This is a genomic window from Paracoccus sp. MC1854 (genome assembly GCF_014164635.1).
In the GTDB taxonomy this organism is placed as follows: Bacteria; Pseudomonadota; Alphaproteobacteria; order Rhodobacterales; family Rhodobacteraceae; genus Paracoccus.
The window spans coordinates 22,098-40,484 of the sequence record NZ_JACJFU010000023.1 but is presented as its reverse complement, the minus strand read 5'-3'; the positions used below and the strand labels follow the sequence as shown (position 1 = coordinate 40,484).

Annotated in this window: 17 protein-coding genes; 9 read left to right on the top strand and 8 right to left on the bottom strand. The window is 69.5% G+C overall.

The window, feature by feature from the left end:
- Positions 1-1,265, top strand: a 1,265-nt coding sequence (locus H5395_RS13960; RefSeq protein ID WP_182793186.1) for an O-antigen ligase, incomplete at its 5' end; no start/stop codon positions are given.
- A 73-nt stretch (positions 1,266-1,338) separates the two neighbouring features.
- Here H5395_RS13960 and H5395_RS13955 read toward each other — a convergent pair.
- On the bottom strand, positions 1,339-2,064 hold the full coding sequence (locus H5395_RS13955; RefSeq protein WP_234450995.1) for a sugar transferase: 726 nt from the start codon (positions 2,062-2,064) through the stop codon (positions 1,339-1,341).
- A 317-nt stretch (positions 2,065-2,381) separates the two neighbouring features.
- On the opposite strand from H5395_RS13955, the gene H5395_RS13950 reads away from it, so the two are divergent.
- From H5395_RS13950 to H5395_RS13925, 6 genes are all read left to right on the top strand, one after another.
- The gene (locus tag H5395_RS13950) at positions 2,382-2,519 is read left to right on the top strand and encodes a hypothetical protein (protein ID WP_182793185.1); all 138 of its coding nucleotides are present in this window, start codon (positions 2,382-2,384) and stop codon (positions 2,517-2,519) included.
- A 136-nt stretch (positions 2,520-2,655) separates the two neighbouring features.
- A complete protein-coding gene (locus H5395_RS13945) occupies positions 2,656-2,916 on the top strand; it encodes a PqqD family protein (RefSeq protein WP_182793184.1) in 261 nt (86 codons plus the stop codon).
- A 1-nt stretch (position 2,917) separates the two neighbouring features.
- On the top strand, positions 2,918-3,382 hold the full coding sequence (locus H5395_RS13940) for a lasso peptide biosynthesis B2 protein (RefSeq protein ID WP_182793183.1): 465 nt from the start codon (positions 2,918-2,920) through the stop codon (positions 3,380-3,382).
- Entirely contained in the window at positions 3,379-5,277 is a 1,899-nt protein-coding gene (locus H5395_RS13935) for an asparagine synthase-related protein (RefSeq protein ID WP_182793182.1), read from the top strand. Before H5395_RS13940 ends, H5395_RS13935 begins: the two co-directional genes overlap by 4 nt.
- Entirely contained in the window at positions 5,274-6,212 is a 939-nt protein-coding gene (locus tag H5395_RS13930) for a serine kinase (RefSeq protein WP_182793181.1), read from the top strand. Before H5395_RS13935 ends, H5395_RS13930 begins: the two co-directional genes overlap by 4 nt.
- Positions 6,205-8,037: an ABC transporter ATP-binding protein gene (locus H5395_RS13925; RefSeq protein WP_182793180.1), complete on the top strand. Its 1,833-nt coding sequence runs from the start codon at positions 6,205-6,207 to the stop codon at positions 8,035-8,037. Before H5395_RS13930 ends, H5395_RS13925 begins: the two co-directional genes overlap by 8 nt.
- Here the strand turns inward: H5395_RS13925 and H5395_RS13920 are convergent.
- The 5 genes from H5395_RS13920 to H5395_RS13900 form a co-directional block, all read right to left on the bottom strand.
- Positions 8,013-8,240 carry a hypothetical protein gene (locus H5395_RS13920; RefSeq protein ID WP_182793179.1) on the bottom strand — a complete coding sequence of 76 codons (228 nt, stop codon included), beginning with the start codon at positions 8,238-8,240 and terminating at the stop codon, positions 8,013-8,015. The genes H5395_RS13925 and H5395_RS13920 overlap by 25 nt on opposite strands.
- 72 nt (positions 8,241-8,312) lie before the next feature.
- On the bottom strand, positions 8,313-10,766 hold the full coding sequence (locus H5395_RS13915) for a GNVR domain-containing protein (protein ID WP_182793178.1): 2,454 nt from the start codon (positions 10,764-10,766) through the stop codon (positions 8,313-8,315).
- A complete protein-coding gene (locus tag H5395_RS13910; protein ID WP_182793177.1) occupies positions 10,766-11,755 on the bottom strand; it encodes a glycosyltransferase family 2 protein in 990 nt (329 codons plus the stop codon). The genes H5395_RS13915 and H5395_RS13910 overlap by 1 nt, the downstream gene beginning before the upstream one ends.
- Complete coding sequence (locus H5395_RS13905; protein WP_182793176.1) at positions 11,752-12,753, bottom strand: glycosyltransferase family 2 protein; 1,002 nt, start codon at positions 12,751-12,753, stop codon at positions 11,752-11,754. The genes H5395_RS13910 and H5395_RS13905 overlap by 4 nt, the downstream gene beginning before the upstream one ends.
- 7 nt (positions 12,754-12,760) lie before the next feature.
- A complete protein-coding gene (locus H5395_RS13900) occupies positions 12,761-13,936 on the bottom strand; it encodes a glycosyltransferase (protein WP_182793175.1) in 1,176 nt (391 codons plus the stop codon).
- Between the two features lie 618 nt (positions 13,937-14,554).
- Between H5395_RS13900 and H5395_RS13895 the strand changes: the two genes are divergently transcribed.
- The gene (locus tag H5395_RS13895) at positions 14,555-15,655 is read left to right on the top strand and encodes a cellulase family glycosylhydrolase (protein WP_182793174.1); all 1,101 of its coding nucleotides are present in this window, start codon (positions 14,555-14,557) and stop codon (positions 15,653-15,655) included.
- A 17-nt stretch (positions 15,656-15,672) separates the two neighbouring features.
- On the top strand, positions 15,673-16,965 hold the full coding sequence (locus H5395_RS13890; RefSeq protein ID WP_182793173.1) for a hypothetical protein: 1,293 nt from the start codon (positions 15,673-15,675) through the stop codon (positions 16,963-16,965).
- A gap of 295 nt (positions 16,966-17,260) precedes the next feature.
- Here the strand turns inward: H5395_RS13890 and H5395_RS13885 are convergent, their stop codons facing one another.
- Both H5395_RS13885 and H5395_RS13880 read right to left on the bottom strand, forming a co-directional pair.
- Positions 17,261-17,566 carry a chromosome partitioning protein ParB gene (locus H5395_RS13885; protein WP_182793172.1) on the bottom strand — a complete coding sequence of 102 codons (306 nt, stop codon included), beginning with the start codon at positions 17,564-17,566 and terminating at the stop codon, positions 17,261-17,263.
- Positions 17,566-18,228: a ParA family protein gene (locus tag H5395_RS13880; protein ID WP_182793171.1), complete on the bottom strand. Its 663-nt coding sequence runs from the start codon at positions 18,226-18,228 to the stop codon at positions 17,566-17,568. Before H5395_RS13880 ends, H5395_RS13885 begins: the two co-directional genes overlap by 1 nt.
- Positions 18,229-18,387 lie beyond the last annotated feature (159 nt).

Here is an 18,387-nt window from a genome sequence, read left to right as displayed (position 1 = left end):
GGCGGGCGACGCCCGCCGGGCCGGGGCTGACCATCAGCTATTCGCCCTTGGCGCTGGCGGGGTTCCTGGCGCTTTTCGGCCTTTGCTTCATCGTGCCGCTGGGGTCCAAGGGGGCGCTGCTGTTCCTGGCCGCCGGCATGGCGGTGGCGCTCAGCCGGCCGGGCGCGACGCTGGCGGCGCTGCGGCAGGAATGGATGCTGGTTCTGCTGGCGCTCTGGTGCCTGATGTCCTTTGCCTGGTCGGACTATCCGTCCCTGACGATCCGCTACGGCATCCAGTTCTGCCTGACCGTGGTGATCGCGCTGGTCCTCAGCTACCGGCTGGCGCCCATGACCTTTGTCAAGGTCCTGTTCGTGGCAAGCTCGCTTGCGGGGCTGGCCAGCCTTCTGTCGGGCCGCACCCGCGAGGACGGGATGGGATACCTCGGCATCTATGCCAGCAAGAACGCGCTGGCGAATGCAAGCGCGCTTCTTGTCATCCTGGCGCTGGCGGTGCTGATCGACCGGCGGCTGTCATGGCGCTGGCGTCTGCCGGCGCTGGCCAGCCTGCTGGTCGGGGCGCTGCTGCTGGTGATGGGGAAGTCATCGGGCGCGCTGGTCAGCACCATCGGCGTGGTCGGGGTCTTCGGCGTCATCGTGCTGCTGCAGCGCCTGACCCCCTATGCGCGGCTGGTCTTGGTGGCTCTTGCCCTGGTGCTGGCCGCGGCGGCGGGGGTGCTGCTGTCATTCGTGGTGCCCGAACTGTCGCAATGGTTCCTGAACACCACCGGAAAGGACGTCACGCTGACGGGCCGGACGGACCTGTGGGCCGTGGCTTTCCACGAGATCGCCGAACGGCCGGTCCTGGGCGTGGGGTTCCAGGCCTTCTGGGTCCATGGCCAGCCGCTGGCTGAACAACTCTGGGCGATGTTCGGGATCGGCGGCCGCAGCGGGTTCAACTTCCACAACACCCTGATCTCGAACGCGGTGGAAATCGGCCTGATCGGGGCGGCGCTGCAGGCGGTGATCTTCTTCGGGGGCCTTGCGGCGTCGCTGTCCTGGGCGATCCGCAGCCCCTCGGCCGCCTCGGTCTTCTTTGCGCTCTTCATGGTGCGGCAGTTCATGCTGATGTGGATCGAGGCCGCCTATTTCTATCAGTTCGAGCTGTCCTCGGTGATCACCATCGCCGCCGTCTGCTACGGGCGCGGCTTCCGCAGGACACAGCGCCCCCCGGTGCAGGCGGCCATCGCCCGCAGGGGGAGGCCGGGTCTGCCGGCCATCACCTGAGAACCCCTCGGAACGGCAACGGGGCGCCCTTTCACAAGGGCGCCCCGCGGCGGTCTTCCGGCAAGGGCGTGGCTCAGTGGGCGCCGCGTGACATCGCCACCGCCGGAATGGTCATGAAGACGATCCGAAGATCCTGCCACAGGTTCCAGTTGGTGACGTAGAACCGGTCCAAGCGCACCCGTTCGGCATAGGTGGTGTCGCTGCGGCCGCTGATCTGCCACAGTCCGGTCAGGCCGGGGCGGGCGGCCAGGTAATGCCGGGCCGAGGCGCCGTAATGGTCCAGTTCCGCCTGCACGATCGGACGGGGGCCGACCAGGCTCATCTCGCCCTTCAGCACGTTCAGAAGCTGCGGCAGCTCATCCAGGCTGAGCTTGCGCAGCACTGCGCCGAGGGGGGTGACGCGGGGATCGTCGACCAGCTTGCGCTGTTCCTTCCACACCGCCTCGGCGGCGGGATTGCTGCGGAAATGCCGTTCAAGCACCGCGTCGCCATCGACGACCATGGTGCGGAACTTCCAGCACCTGAACTCGCGCCCCCCGAAGCCGATGCGGCGATGGCCGTAAAGCAGCGGCCCGGGGTCCTTGATCCTGAGAATGATGACCAGCCCGAGGATCAGCGGCAGCAGCAGCGGAATGGCAAGAATGACAAGGAAAATATCCAGGGCCCGCTTTGCCGCGCCGCCGACCGGAACCGTCCGCGGGATCTGCAGCGGCCTTGCGGCGGGGGATTGCACATGAGGAGCAACAAGCTTGGGCGAGTCGGTATCGGCAACAAGATCATGAGCACGGAGCATCTGCATCTGAACACCAGCCCTACAAAAAACAACAACAAATACCCGGCAAGGCGCCGGCAGGGCGCGTGGATGCCCCGAGCGAATACCTAGATCAAAGCAGGCAGAATTATCTAGTTAAAACTTTATCAATTAATATTGAAAGTTAAATCCGACACTCCGCCAGAGGCTCCCATACTCTAGGATTTTCACGCAAGCCGGCATCATATAAGGTTTTTTTCCCCAAGGGAAGGGGACCTGTCCTTATAGATAGGTTGAAAATGCCTGCGTAAGCGGAAATCTGCTGACGGCAGCGTTGTGCTGTCGTATTTTTTCCAAGGTACATCATGGTCAAGACCTACTCCCGCCCCGTTCTTCGCGTCCAGGGCCAGCTCGAAGCGATGACCCACGGCAACAGCCGGGGCAGCGCTCTGGACAACACCTTTCAGGCCGGCACTCCGGTGAGCCAGCTTACCTTTTCGTAATGCAGGCTGGCGGGCGGCGGATCACCGCCGCCCATCTGCGCGGCCTTCCGCCACGTCAGAACGAATAACTGGAACCCCTGTTCAATTCGTACGTTGAGGCGACCATTTTCTTCTGGATTTATCAAAGTTGTCATTCATGACTTATCTCGCTTCCCCCGAATGCGTTTCCTGCGCGGTCGAAGACGGCATTGCGATCCTGGATCTGAAATCCAACACCTATTTCAGCCTCGATCCCGTCGGCGCCCGGATCTGGGACCGCATGACGGCGCCCTCCTCGCTTGAGGACCTGACCGCCGCCATCGCCGCCGAATACGAGATCGCCCCCGGAGAATGCCGGCGCGACATCGCCGATCTTCTGGACGACATGCTCAAGCACGGCCTGATCCGGGCGGTCTGACGTGAGAGTCCTGCGACGCATCCGCCGTTTGCGCCGCCGCGATGCCGTGCTGCTGTGGCAGGCGCTCGGCGCGGTTCTACTGGTGCGCGGCTATCTGGGGCGCGGCGCCCATCACGACCTGCGCCGGATGATCGAGGCTCATGGGCTGACGCTTCCCGCCGCCGACCCCGGCGCGCCACGTGCCGAACTGGCCGAGATCGCCTGGTCGGTCCGGGCCGTCGCCCGGCTGGTGCCGGGGGCGAGCTGCCTCACCCAGGCCAGCGCCGGCCAGATTCTACTGGCGCGGCGCGGCCATGCAACGACCATCCGGCTGTCGGTTCCGGCGCAGACCGCCACGCCCGGCATACTGGCGCCCCATGCCTGGCTGATGGCCGGGGACACCATCGTCCTTGGCGGCACGCCCGAGGATTACAACCGCCACCGCATCCTGCACGACTTCACCCTGCCGGGCGCCGGTCCGGCATGAGCCGCTTTGCCGCCATGCTGGGCCATGGCCCGGATCACGACCCCGCCGCCTGGCGCATCGCGGCAGACTTGACCCGCCGCACCGGGGAAATCCCCGGATACCGGGGGGCCGAGGGCCTCCATCTGTGGCAGGCCGGACGGACCGGCAGCCCCGCCACGGTGCGGACCCTCGGCCCGCTGACGCTGGCCGGGGACCTGGCGCTGACCGACCTGCCCGAGCTGCGGGGCGCGCTGGCCGCCCATCCGGGCAGCGATCCCGCCGATCTGGTACTGGCCGCCTGGCGGCGCTGGGGCACGGATGCTCCCGACCGCCTGAACGGTGCCTTCGCCTTTGTCCTGTGGGATGCGCGGACCCGGCGCCTGACCGCTGTCCGCGACCGTTTCGGCATCCAGCCCCTGGCCTATGCGCTGACCCCGCGCCGCGCCGTTTTTGCCAGCGACCTGTCCACGGTGCTGGCGGGGCTGGATGCGGTCCCCGGCATCGACCGCGCCTGGGTGGCGGGGTTCCTGGCCGGGCAGCCGCTTGACGCCACCGCGACGGCCTGGGGGGACGTGTCGCGCCTGCCCCCCGGCCACCTGATGACCCTGGACCCCGACGGGACCGCCGCCCTGCGCCGCTGGTACCGGCTGGAACGGACTGCCCCGGCTGACGCGAGGGACGTGGGCCCTGCCCTGCAGGCCGCGCTGGCCCATGCGACGGTGCAGGCCTGCGCCGATGGTCCCACGGCCACGATGCTCAGCGGCGGGCTCGATTCCAGCACGCTGGCGCTGCTGTCGGTCGGACCGGACGCGCCCGCCCCCTGCCGCCGCCCGGCGCTGTCGCTGCGCTACCGCGACCCGGCCATGGACGAGGGGCGCCATATCCAGGAGGTGCTGCGCCGGTCGGGCCGGGAACTCGCCCCCGTCTTCCTGACCGGAGAGGCCGAGGACGACACCCTTTTCGACATCGACGCCCAGCTTGACTGGCAGGACCAGCCGGTCTTCGCCCCCGGGTTGGAACGCAACCACCGCCTTTACCGCGCCGCGCGGGAACAGGGCTGCGCGGCGGTGCTGGACGGCCATGGCGGCGACGAGGTGATCGGCGGCAGCTTCCGCGACATCGCCCTGATCGCCAGGGAAGGCCGCTGGCCGCTGGCGCTGGCGCTGGCCGTGCGCCACGCCCGCTTCACCGGCGAGCCGGTGTCGCAGGCGCTGGCCACCCTGCTGGCCATCCGCGGCCGGCGCGGCTTTGGCCGGCTGGGCCGCTGGGCGCTGAAGGACGCAGGTCCCGACCCCCGGGACTGGCGCGCGCTGGTCGATCCCGACCTCGCCCGCGAAACCCGGCTGGTGGAACGCGCCCGCACCGGGCAGGCCCCTACCCCCGAGGACCGCCACCTGCCCGAGGGCGTGCGCCTGCATGCCGCGATGCTGACCGGCCCGCTGGCCCCCGCCGCCTTTGAAACGATGGGCCGGGCCGCGCAGGCCGAGGGCGTGGCGCCGCGCTATCCCTTCTATGACCATCGCGTGGTCGAGCTTTGCGTCTGGCAGCCCGAACCCGCCAAGGTCGCGGGCGGCCAGCCCCGCGCCCTGCTGCGTCGGGCGATGCGGGGCATCCTGCCGGAATCGGTGCGGATGCGCGGGGACAAGACCGATTTCATCGCCGGCTTCTGGGGCGCGCTGCGGCGCGACCCGCAGGGCCGCATCGCCGCCCTGCGGGCCGATCCCGGCCCCCTGCGGGGCTGGGTGGACACGGGCATCCTGCGCGCGGATGCCGAACGCCTGGCCCGCGCGCCCGAGCCCGACCTGGAAACGGCCTTCCGGCTGTGGCGGTCGCTATGGCTTGCCGCATGGCTGGAACGGCCCGCCCTGTCCCTTTCGTCCCGCGCCCCCGGCCCGACCCTTGCGAGTGTCCGATGACCGCTGTCCCTGCCCTTTCCGCCCCGCCTCTTCAGGCCCATGCCTATGCCGCCTATGGGCTTTGCGTGGTGTCGGACGTTATCCTGCCCGAGCTTGCCCCCGGAATGCCGGGGCGTCCGGCAGACCTGCGGATCTCCGAGGCACCGCAGCCCGCGATTCCCCGCAGCCCCCTGCCCGACTGCCGTTTCGGGCCCGAGGGGACATGGTTCTGGTGGCCCGAGGTCGGGGCCTTCTCGGTCTCGGCCGACGGCAGCCGCATCGGGATCGAGCGCAGGCCGGGCATCTCGGACGACCTGCTGGCCTTCCCGCTGCTGGGGCCGGTCCTGTTCGAGGCGCTGCGGCGGAACGGCCTTTTCGTCCTGCACGCCAGCGCCGTCGTCCATCGCGGGCGCGGCATCGCCTTTCTGGCCGACAAGGGCGTGGGCAAGTCCACCACCGCCACCGGCTTTCTGCGAAACGGGGCGCGGCTGCTGGCCGACGACCTTGTGGCGATCGACGGCGAGGGGCGGATGCTGCCCGGCTTCGGTCAGGTCAAGCTATCCGAGGGCGCGGCGCGGATGCTGCCCCCCGGCGCCACCGTCCGCGGTCCTGTCCATGACGCAATCGACAAGGCCCGCGCGATGCTGGACCCTGCCCATCTGGCGGGGACGCCGGTCCCGGCGGCGCGGCTTTACCTGCTGGAACGCGCCCGCCGGGGTCAGCCGTCAGAGGTGCTGCGCCTCCCCCCATCCGAGGCGCTGGCGGCGGTACTGCGCTTTTCCTATGCGGTCCGCTTCGGCCCGGCGCTGCTGAACGGCGCGGCCGCCGCCCAGCATTTCCGCGCCGCCGCGCAGGTGGCGCTGCGCTGCCCGCCCCGGCGGCTTTTGCTGGCCGAGGGACTGGACCGCGCCCCTGACATCCGCGCGGCGATCGACCGCGACCTCGGCGATGACTGACGCCAGCCCACCCTTGACGGCCCCGGTCCCCACCGAGGAAGCCCGCGCCCGAAGCCGTGGCGCTGCGGGCCAGCTTGCCTCGTTGTGGCGGGCGCTGCGGCATCTGGAGGGGCGGCGGCTCTGGATCGGGCTGGCGCTGCTGGTGCTGGGCACGCTCAGCGAAGGCGCCGCGATCGTGACCTTTCTGCCGGTGCTGCAACTGGTCGGCGCGGGCGGCACCTCGATCGATATGTCGGGGCTGGATTTCCCCGGCGCCGGGTTGCTGCCCGCAATGGTCCCGCTGGGCGCGCTGCTGCTGGTCATCGTCGGGCTGACCGCGCTGCAGGCGATCTTCAACCGCAGCAAGGCGGTCTACCTGTCCGACCTGATCCACGACTTCACCAACCACCACCGCACCGCCCTGTTCCGCGAGGTGGCGCTGGCCCGCTGGTCCCATGTCGCCCGCATCCCCCGCACCCGCATCGAGCATGCCCTGACCGGCGAGATCGAGCGGCTGTATCTTGCCGCCTTTCTTGTCCTGTCGATCCTGCAGAACCTGGTGGGGCTGGCGCTGTATTTTGTCCTGAGCCTGGCGATCTCGGCGCCGATGACGCTGCTGTCCTATGGATTCGGGGTGGTGGCGCTGGTGCTGATGCGGCCCTTCCGCCGCCTTGCCCGGCATTACGGCGACCGGCTGCAGGCGCGGCGCGAAGGCCAGCTTGCGGCGGTGTCGGAATTCGTCGGCAGCCTCAAGATGGCCCGCAGCATGAACCTAGAGGACCGCTATCTGGGGCTTTTTTCGGCGATTCTGGGGCAAACCAAGGCCGATGCGCGGCAGTTCATCCGACAGTCCTCGATCGGGACGGGCTTGTTCCAGTTCGCCGTGGTCAGCGGCGCCGCGCTGTTCATCTGGGTGGCGCTGGCCTGGGCGCAGCTTGATGTCGCCCGGATCGTGATCCTGCTTCTGCTGTTCATGCGGACGGCGCCGCGCTTCATGGGCATCCAGGGCTCGGTGCAGCAGTTGCTGGTCGACCTGCCGGCCTGGGGGGCGATTTCCCGGCTGCGGGACGACCTGCAGGCCGAACGCGACCCGGCGATGGCGGGCCACGATCCCGCCCCCGCCCCGCGCCGGGATATCCGGCTGGACCGGGTGAGCTGGCGCTTTCCGGGCGAATCGCGCGAAGCGGTCAGCGACTGTTCCCTGACCCTGCGCGCGGGCGAGCTGACGGTGCTGGTCGGGCCGTCCGGTGCGGGCAAAAGCACGCTCGCCGACATCGTGATGGGCCTGTTGGAGCCGCAGAAGGGCACGGTGCTGGTCGATGGCAAGGCATTGCGCCCTGGCCAGTTCCGCGGCTGGCGCGACCGCACCGGCTATGTCGCGCAGGAGCCGTTCATGATCAACGGCAGCATCCGCGACAACATGGCGATCGCGGCGGCCGGTCCCGTCGATGACGACCGGATCTTCCGGGCGCTCGACCTTGCCTCGGCCGGGTTCGTGCGGGACCTGCCGGCGGGGCTGGACACGATGATGGGCGACCGCGGCACGCTTCTGTCGGGGGGCGAGCGTCAGCGGATCGCCGTCGCCCGCGCGCTGCTGCGCGAGCCCGACGTGCTGGTGCTGGACGAGGCGACAAGCGCGCTGGACTGGGAAAACGAAGAAGCCCTGATCCGGGCCATAGGCGGGCTGCGCGGCCGCATGACGATTCTGGCGATCACCCATCGCCCCGCGCTTATCCGGGTGGCGGATGCGGTCTTCGTGATGGAATCAGGGCGCGTGACCGCGTCCGAACGCCCGCGCGAACAGGGACCGCAGGCGGAAAGCTATCTGGGCAGAATGACAAGCTGATCGGGCCGCTTGCGCGCGTTGCAAGCCCGGTCCCGGCGCGCGGCCGCAAATACCACGAAAGCCAGGATTGCGGCCTGCAAGGCGAGAACCGCCACAAATGCCAGACCGACAATCTGCCAAGCCGAATATCCGGCCGGGATTGCCCATGCCAGCAGGCCGGAAATTACCGCCACGGCAGTTATCAGGTAATGAATGACGAACATCTAAAAAACCTTCAACCTCTGGCAATAGTATACCAGAGGTTGCGCCAAGGAAGTTAAAAAATAGTTAAAGTTTTATGGTTCCCCGCGGCGACGCAGCGTGAGACGGCTCTTCGAGCGGCCGAGGTAGTTTTCCATCGCCTCGGGCATCAGGAATGACCGCAGCTTCCGCAGGTTGACCCGGTCATAGACCACGCCAAGGCAGTTCGCCTCAAGTTCGGGCTCTTCGGCCAGAACCGTTTCGACCATGCTGCGCGGGGTCCGGCCCCATTCCCCGACGATCAGGAAGCGCGGCAGCTCGTGCAGGATCGCCCGGCCCTGGGCCACGGGGTAAAGCGGCGGCACGTCCACGATCACGCGGCTGAACTCGTGGCAGGCATCCTCGACGATCTGGCCCAGCAGCTTGCCGGTCATCAGGTCGTCCGAAGCTCCGCCCGCGGTCGATCCGCAGGGCAGGACATTGACGTTGGTGTTGGCGATGCCGACCAGCATGCTTTCCCAATCGCCGCGCCCCGCCACCGCGTCGGTCAGCCCCGGCCGCTGGTCGAGGCCCAGCATCCTGCTGAGGCCGCGGCCCCGGCTGTCGGTGTCGATCAGCAGGACCGATTGCAGCCCAACCCCAAGCTGGCCGGCCAGGTTGAAGGCGACCAGAGACCGCCCCTCGTAGGGATGGAACGACGTGACCCCGGTCACCGGCATCGGGCTGCCGGATGCCTCAGTGGCCAGCCGGACATGGCGCAGGGTTTCGGCATAAACCGAGTCGGGGAAATGCAGCACCGGCACCGGCACATTGATGACCGGCGGTTTCGGCTTCGACAGGACCGGAAGCATCTCGCCCCGTTTCGCCGCCTGCGGCGCGGCCGAAATGCGGGGCACGGGCCTCGATTCAGGCAGTGCGACCTTTCCGGCGCGAAGCCGGCGGACCCGCGGCAGCACCGGCAGGTGGCCCAGGAAGCGCAGCGCCGACCGGTCGGTCACGTCGCTGGCGGTCCGCAGCATCCGCTCGCGGCCTTCTCTCAGCGCGGCAAGCGCCAGGCCCCCGAACAGCCCCAGCAGGGTCGCGGCCAGCGTCGTGCGCAGCACCGCGGGCCCCGAAGGCACCGCCGGAACCTGCGCATAGGACAGGATCCGCACGTTCGAGACCGGGAAGGACTGCTGCTGCTCGATCTCCTGCGAGCGGGTCAGCGTCTGCTGGTACAGCGCCGACAGGGTTGCGGCCTCTTCCTGCAGGGCGCGCAGGCGGACGAAATTGGCGGCCTGGGCGCTGTTCCTCTGCGAGGCCTGGTTGACGCTTTGCTGCAGGGCCTCGACCCGGGCACGGGCCACGTCGAGGGCACTCTGTGCCTCGGCGCGCATGGCCTCAAGTTCGACGAACAGGCGTTCGGCCGTGCTGGCCAGGGTCTGGCGCAGGCCCGCCACCTGCGGATGGTTCGGCCCCGACGAGGCCAGCAGGCGCTGCAGCCGGGCGCGGACGTCGTTGTAGTTGTCCAGCCGCGAGCGCAGTTCCTCGGACATGTCGCCGCCGATGGCCAGCGAGCTGCTGCTGTCGGTCAGCCCCTCGACACCCCCCGCGACCGCGCGGTCATAGGTGTCCAGCACCGCCTGGGCACGGGCGGCGTCGGTCAGGGCGACAGTCAGGCCCGAGTTCAGCTCGTTCAGCGCCTGTTCGGTCAGCAGCCCGCCCGAGGAGAACTCGACCAGCCCGTTCGCGGCGGCAAAGCGTTCGGCCGCGTTGGCGGCGGCCTGCGCCTGCGTCTGCAGCTCGTCCAGGCGGCCGCGCATCCAGGCGTTGGTCTGGCCCACCGATTCCGCGTTGGTGACCAGGATGTCCTGCACATAGGCGTCGGCATAGGCGTTGGCGGCCTCGGCCGCGATAAAGGGATCATGCGAGCTGAAGCTGACCGCCACGGCCGAGCTTTGCCCGACCCGGTAGATTTCCATTCCCCCCTGCAGCCGCATCGCGGCCAGGCGCCGCTCGGGGTCGATCGGGGCGACCGAGGGATCGCCGAAGCTGGTCGCCGAGGGCAGCGCGGCGGGGTCGATGACCGGGGTGGAGGAAGTCAGCGCCGTGATCCGGTCCTGGACCCAGGCGATCGGGGCCAGCAGCGTGCCCATGACCCGGCCGACCAGGTTCGAGAACCCCGATTCCGGCGGGTTCATGAAGGACGGATTGGCCTGCAGCCCGGTCCGGTCCAGCACGTCATAGGCCAGCTTTTCCGATTCAAGGACGACGCGCGCATTCTCGATGCGGTCGGACGGCAGCACGGCGGTGTCGATGCCGCCCGCCTGCTGGACCGAGCGGTTGACGTTGCTGTCCAGCAGCAGGCTGGAGAAAGCCTCGTAGGTCGCGGGCTTGGAGGCGGCATAGGCCAGCCCCAGCCCGCCCAGCAGCACGGCCGGCAGCAGGATGGTCCGGCGCTGCCGGCGCATCGCCACCATCACCCGGCGCAGGTCGATGGTCTGGACCTGCGCAGCCTGGCTTGCGCCATAGGGACTGGCCAGTTCAAACGGCTTCAGGTCGCGCGGCATCAGTTTTCCTTTGGTGCTTGCCGGGGGGCCGGATCTGTCCGACCGGGCGCCGTTCCATAGATTTCAATCTGCGGCGCCCCGCCGAGATGGGCCGCCGCGCCGACATGCAGGGCCGCCCGCATGATCTGGCGGTTGCGCCAGGCGGGCCGGGCCGCCCCCAGCAGGGCCAGCCCGCCGCAGGCCATGGCCTTGGCGGCAGCCATCCCCGCCGCGCCGAGCCGTCCCGCCCGCGAGCGGCCGCGGGCGATCAGGCTGGCATGGGTCTGCCCCATGCGGTAGCGCCGCCGCAGAAGCCATGCAAGACGGGCGCGGTCGGCTGGCACGTCCTCGTGAACGACAGCGTCGGGCGCAAAGCCGATCCGGCCGCCGGCGGCGAGGAAATCGGCGAAGAAGGCGCTGTCCTCCCCGCCCGAACGGCCGCGGGACAGGTCGAAGCGCAGGTCCCGGGCGGCCGGGTCGGCCAGGTCGATCAGGATGTTGCCGCTGTAGCCCGACAGGACCGCCCCGTCCTTTCCGAAGACCGGCAGCGTGTCATGGGCGCGGGCGCGGTCCATCCAGCCCGGCGCGCCGGCAGGATAATGGGCCTGCACCGGGCCCAGGACGGCGCCGGTCCCTGCCCCGGACTGCTGCCCTGCCTTCCAGGCCGCGACGAGGCGGGCGAGCCATGCGGGCTCGGCCCTTTCGTCGTCGTCCAGATAGACCAGAAACCGCGCGCCTGTGGCGTGGGCATGATCCAGCAGCGCGTTGCGGGCGATCGAGATATTCGCCTCGGGCGCGTGCAGATAGGTGATGGGCAGCGGATGGGTGGCGGCGACCTCCTGCACCCGGTCCCGCGCCGAGGGGGTGCAGTCGTTGTCGGCGATGGCGATCGACACGGGCAACCCGCAGGGGTCAAGCCGCGCCAGCGAGTCGAGCGTCGCGGCAAGCTCGGGGCGGCGGAAGGTGCAGATGCCGACCAGCACCGCGTCGCGCAGAACGGGATTGCTCATGTGGCGGCCCTTGCCGGAACGGTCTCGCGCCGGGAAAGCCATTGCCGCCAGAAACCTGCCGACCAGGCCATGTGCATCGTCCCCGCGACCAGGCCCGCCAGCAGCCCGTCGGGCCTTTTCGTCTGCATCGAGATGACCACGCCCCCGGCCAGGCAAGCCAGCACCCACAGGACAGAGGGCAGCACGAAGACCACGCTGAAGGGCGCCAGCGGCACCAGCGCCGCCGCCGGGGCCAGCATCGCCGCAAGGGCCTGCCGCGCCGCCGGCCGGGCGTTGTGCTTGATGAGGTTGCGCGCCCGGCCGCGGCCGAAATTGTAATACTGCCGCATCAGCGCCCGGATGCTCTGCCGCGGGAAATAGGTCAGGCGGGTCCGGGAGGTCAGCCAGATGCGGCGCCCCGCCGCGGACAGGCGGCGGTCCAGCTCGGCATCCTCGTTGTGGCTGAAGCTTTCGTCATAGCCGCCGACCTCGCGGAAGGCGGCGACCTGCATCAGCGCGTGATGGCCGTGATCGACCCAGGCGTCGCCCCCCGCCAGCCGGTGCGCCGAGCCACCGTTGCCAAAGGGCGAGTTCTGGGCGTCGGCGATGATCCGCTGCAGGAAGCCTTGCCCTTCGGCATGCATCGAGACGACCACGCTGGCCGCGCCCGTGCGCCGGGCCTCGGCCAGCAGGACATCGCCGTAATCGGCGGGATAGGTGCTGTGGGCGTCAAGGCGCAGAAGCCATTCCGCCCCCTGGCCGAAGCGCTCGACGGCAAGGTTCACGGCCGCCGCCTGCAGCCGCCGGGGGTTGTGCAGCAGGCGGATGCGCCGGTGGTCGGCGGCGCGGCGGCGGACGATGTCGCAGGTCGCATCGCGCGAGCCGCCGTCGGCCACCACGACCAGCCCGTCGGCGCGTTCGGCGAAGGCCACGGCGAAATCGAGCACGCCCGCGATATGCGCCGCCTCGTTGAGGGTGGGGATGACGATCAGCACTTTGGGGTCGGGAAACATGGGCATGGCGATGCTATCCGGTGATCGCGGGGACGGGGGCGGTTCTGGCCGCAGGGACGGGGGAAGCGCCGCAGATGGCCGCGGTCAGGCGCCGGCATTCGGCCCTGTCCATTTCCAGCCGGTCGCGGGGAATGGCAGCCACCGCCCCGCGCAGCCTTGCAAGCCCGACCGGGTCCAGCGCCGACAGCGCCCCTGCCACGGCCTCGGGGCCGGGGTCGGCGACAACCACGCCGCAATCCCAGCCGGCGACCCGGCGCGCGACCTCGGTTCCCTCCAGCGCGACCGGGACGGCGCCGTTCAGGCAGCCCTCGTACAGCCGGTTGGGCAGCAGCCAGTCCGAGTTCTGCCCGGCCTGGTAGCGGTCGATCAGCCAGGCCACGTCGACGCCCCCGTAGATCGCGGGCAGGTCGCCGGGCCAGTCATAGGGGCCGCGGAACTCCATGTCGGGGTTGGCGCCGATGATGGCGTGGAAATCCGGCATCACGTCCAGCGCCGGGCGCCCGCGCAGCACCACGCGGAACCGCCCCGGCCGCGACCGGGTGAGCCGGTCGAGCGTCTTCAGCGACCAGTCATCGCGCAGCATCCCGAACCAGCCGATGACCAGGGGGCCGCCTTCCTCAAGCCCGCCGGGGGCGGGACCGGCCTGGCGGGGACCGGCATCGGGGCGGGCGAAGGGCTTGTTCTCGACCAGCAGGGCCGGCAGGTCGGGCTGGCCATGGGGGCGCAGGTAGCGGGCGGCGAAGGCGGGCGAGGACAGCACCACCAGCGCGGCCCGGCGCATCAGCCCGGCCTCGACCCGGCGCAGGCTGCGGGCGACGGCCCCCTGCCCCAGCATCATGCCGTGGATGTCCAGAAGCTCGTAGACCAGCCGGGCGCGGCCCTTGCGGGCGCGCACCAGCCTTGCGCCAAGAGCCAGCATCTCGAGGTTGCGGGCCAGCACGACCTCGGGTTCGCCATGGCCGTCCGGGGGCGGGACCCGCCGGGCAAGACCCGGCCATGCCGCCAGGATCGCGCGGACCCGCTGGCCCATGCGCGCGTTGACGGTGCGGCCCAGAACGATCGCGGGTTCGGCAAGCGGCCCATCCCCGCGACGGAAACCCGCGACCCGGACGCTGGCGCCGCCGCGGCGCAGCATCTCGACCCGCCGCCAGATCGACGGGTCATCGAGGTCATGGGCAAGATAGGTCACGTGCAATATCGTCTCCGGCAGAAAAAGCCGATGGAAATGGGTCAGAATATGGGCCGGGCCGGAGATCGGACTTGTCATCCCCAAGGCCCTGGCCAGTCTTCGCGCGTGATAGCGAACTGCACAACGGCGGAAAACCGCCAAACACCTCAAATTGTCTAAAGAGACAGGTGGCAGAATGGCACAGCGATCACCGGGGCGTCAGAACGGGAAAAAAGACCTGCAAGGATGCCGCCATTTCCGGTGTTGCGTTTTCCGCAGCCGCAACGCGCGCCCTGAAAGCCGGTTGTTAACGCATCATTCATAATTTCCCCCGGACGGCGCAGGAACGACCGCTTTCCGCGCGCAATCGAGGGGCAAAGATGGCCGACAACCTGCCGCCCGGGATTCCCGCAGACCCTGACAGGGGCGCTGGCCCCCGCCTGCCCGGCCATTCCCTTTCCGGCGGCCGGATGCCGCGCCCGGCGGGGGCCATGGCGGCCTGACCCCCGGCGGCACAACCACGACATCACCGCGGAAAGCGGCCGCGGGCCTTCGGGCCGGCGGCGGGCGATCCGCCACATTCCGGGGCCGCCGAACGGCAAGGCCCCTGAACCCTGCATCCACAAGGAAGAAAGACGCATGGCCTACGATCCCGACCTGAACGTGATCTTCGACGGCATGAACACACAATTCGCAGCCATCAAGGCGCGGCTGGACAAGCTGGAAAAGGGCGCGCCCGCGCCTGCCCCGGCCCCTGCACCCGCGCCTGCGCCGACCCCCGCACCGGCACCGGCCCCGACGATGAACCGGCAGGCGCTCGGCTTTGCGGTGCCGCGCAACGAGCTGGCGAAGAACCCGGCGGGGATGCTGGACCGCATCGCCGCCACCGGCGCCCGCATGATCCGCTTTGACTTCTATTGGGACCAGATCGAGCGCAGCCAGGGCGGCGCCTTCGACTGGGCCGGCGTCGAGGCGCTGGTGAACGCGGCCGGCCAGCGCGGTATCCAGGTGCTGGGCATCCTGACCGGGAAGCCCGCCTGGGGCAGCGATGAAAGCCTGAGCGATCCCGCCGACGCCGCCCGCTTCGGCCGCTTTGCCGGGGCCGCCGCCGCCAGGTTCGCGGGCCGGGTCGATCACTGGCAGATCTGGAACGAGCCCAACCTCAACCGCATGACGCCCGAGCGTTACGTGCCCGTGCTGAAGGCCGCCCATACGGAAATCAAGCGCGCCAATCCCAAGGCCTTTGTCGTGGGTGCGGGCCTGTCGGCCGTGCCCACGACCACTGGCGGCAGCATCGGCGTGCGCGACTGGGTGACGCGCTGCTATGCGCTTGGGGCCAAGGGTCATTACGACGCGCTGGCGATCCATCCTTACAGCTATCCCTTTGACCTGGAACATCCCGTGGACTGGACCGGCTGGGGCCAGACCGTGCGCGTCCTGCGCCCGCTGATGGACGCCAACGGCGAAAGCGCCAGGAAGATCTGGATCACCGAGGTCGGCCATCCGACCCGCGGCACCGCCAGCCTGACCGAGGCCGGACAGGCCAAGCTGCTGGCCGACCTGCCCGCCGCGATCCGCAAGCATCCGGGGATCGGTCCGTGCTTCTGGTATTCGCTGGACGACCGCGGCGGCGACACCGCCAACCCCGAGAACTGGTTCGGCCTTCACCGCCCCGACGGCATCGCCAAGCCGGCGCTGGCCGCGCTGCGGACGGCGGTTGCCGCCCTCGCCCAGTCCTGATCCGACAGAGGACCCTGATGGCCCACGATCCCGACCTGGACCCCATCCTCAAGGCCCTGTGCGACGCCGATGCGGCGCTGGCGCAGCGGCTCGACGGAATCGCCGCGCGGCTGGAGCGGCTGGAAGCCGCCCCGCCCGTGTCGGCGCCACCCGCGCCCGAGGCCCCGAAACCTGCCGAGCCGCTGCCCGCCGAGGGCAGCCCGGCCGGCTTCAGCAAGATCGGCGAACTGAAGATCGACCGCAGGCTGACCTTCGACTGGTCCGCCTTCGACATCTACCTGCCCCAGTGGGGTGTCGGGCCGAAGTCGCTGGGCAGGCCCTCGCTTCTGGACTGGCAGGCGGACGGCTCGGTCATTGTCAACGCCGGCTTCGGCGAGCGCGACCCGGCCACCGGGCGCACCTGGCACACCGGCGCAATGCAGGGCCAGAACGGGATGCGGCACGCGCTTGGCCGCATGGGCGCCGAGATCCACGTCACCCGGCCCCATGCCGTTGCCGCCTTCTTCGCCCATGCCGACAACGCCAAGGAGATCGACTTCGAGCTGACCTTCCTTGACGGCAAGCCCGGCTGGTCGCCCGCGGTCCACATGCCCCAGGCAGGCGGCGGGCGGGTGTCGTCGTCCCGGCGGATCATGCGCCGGGCGCCGCTTGCGGACCGGGTCCAGCGGCTGGAATACGACCTGCGCCCGGATCGCTGCGACTTCTATTGCGACGGAGAGATCTTCGAGACGATCTACCCCGCCGACATGGCCGAGGGCGGCACCTGGGACACCACGACCGTGATGACGGTGTTCCTGTCGGTCGAGCATCATGACGCCTGGGCGGGCTGGAGCGCGGGGGACTATGCCAAGGGCGCGCAGATGCGGGTCCATGCCGTAACGCCGAAGGCGGTCTGGATCGAGACCCCCGACAAGGCCCCCCTGCCCCGCCCGGTCGCCGGGGGCACGGCGGTCGATCCCGCGCCCCGCACGATCAACGGCGGGGCCTGGCTGTTCACGCAGAAGGAGGGATCGACCTCGGGCATCGCGACGGATGGCAGGACCGTCGTCATGGGCAAGACGGGGACGGGCGAGTCCAGCGCCCGGGCAACCTTTGCGGTGACGCCCGGCGTCCCGCACCGGGCCAGCTTCTCGGTGCAGGGCTACCTGTCCGTCACCGGGGCGGGCCAGGGCTGGGCCGGGTTGTCTTCGGGCAGCCATGTCCGCGACTTCGTCCCGTCAAAGGACAGCGAGACGATCACGATCTCGGCCAGCCGGGCCACGCTCAGCCAGATGACGGACCTGCGGATCGAGCCGGTCAGGGCCGCCTGATCCCCTGCCCCCGGGCATCCGGCTGACGATGCAAGACGTCCCCGCCCGGCCTGCCGGTGCGGGGACGTGGTCCTGTTCGGCGCTTGCGTCGGGCGGTAGGTTCCTGGGCGCGGGCTATCCTCGGAGGAGGCGGGCGGACATGCCTGTCGGGCATCAGGCAAGTTGAAAGGCATCCGGCCATGGCACGAAGCCGGAAACCTTCAGCCAAGAGAAATCCGGTTTCAATGAATACCCGATATTTATAAAAACCAGATATTAAAAATTACCGGATTTTTTCTTAAATCTGATCATTGCCTCAACCGGCTGTGCCATCGCCTTGGCTGGCCTTGTAAAGCGCCCAGGCTTCCTCCAGCACCACGCCCTGCTGGACGCCGCGGCGGCGGGCCTCGGCGGCAATGGCTTCGGCGACATGGGGCAACACCTTGGCATGGACCTGACCCGTGCGCGGGCTGGGCTTGCGGCCGCGCCGCTTGACCGGATCGCGGTCGATGAAGCCCAGGTCCTCGCCGGCGCGGTCGGCACGCTCGACGGCGGCGGCGCTGCGGTCCTTTTCGCGCGACCTCAGCCGGCCCAGATCGACGCTGAAAGGCTTGCCCGTCATCACGCGCCCCCCTCGGCCAGCCGCGCATAAACCGCCTGCGCGAAGCTCTCGGCATTGCCGATGGCCGCTGCCATGTTGCCCTGTGCGGGCATCGTCCGCAGGTCGCCCCCGAACTCGAACAGGGCAGAGAACGCCGTCCGCTCCATCAGCGGCGGCTCGATCAGGTCGACGCCCTGTTCGCGCAGCGAGGCCTCGATCCCGCTGTGCTGGCGCGAGCGCACCGCCCGCGTCATGGTGAAGACCACGGCATGGGGGATGCGGCGGTCCAGCGCCTCTTCTTCTTCCCGGATCAGTTGCAGGGCGCGCACGCCCACCGTCGCGTCCAGCGTGGTCGCCCGCATCGGGGTGATGACCAGGTCCGCCTGCGAGATCGCCCGGCTGACCAGCCGCGAGGCAACGCCTTCCAGATCGACGATGACGATCTGCCCATCCAAATCGTGGCGCTTGATGGTGCGGACGATCCCAGCCTCGTCGACATCGGACAGCACCGCGACCCGCGGCGGCAGCGGCCCGCGCCCGGCCCAGAGCGTCAGCGAACGGTTCGGGTCGCAGTCCAGCAGCGTGACGGCGGCGCCGGCATGGGCAAGCTCGGTCCCCAGAAGGACCGCGGCGGTGGATTTCCCGGCGCCGCCCTTGGGCGAGGCGATGACGACAGTGGGCATGAGGCTTATCCGATAATTTTCCTTACCGGATATATGAAGAAACCGGATATGCAATATCGCTTGGGGCAGGGCACGCCCGCCCTGTCCGGCAGGGGTATACCGTAGAAGGAGATTTGCTTCGGACACCGTGGTGCGTCCGACTAGGATCGCTTTCAGTAT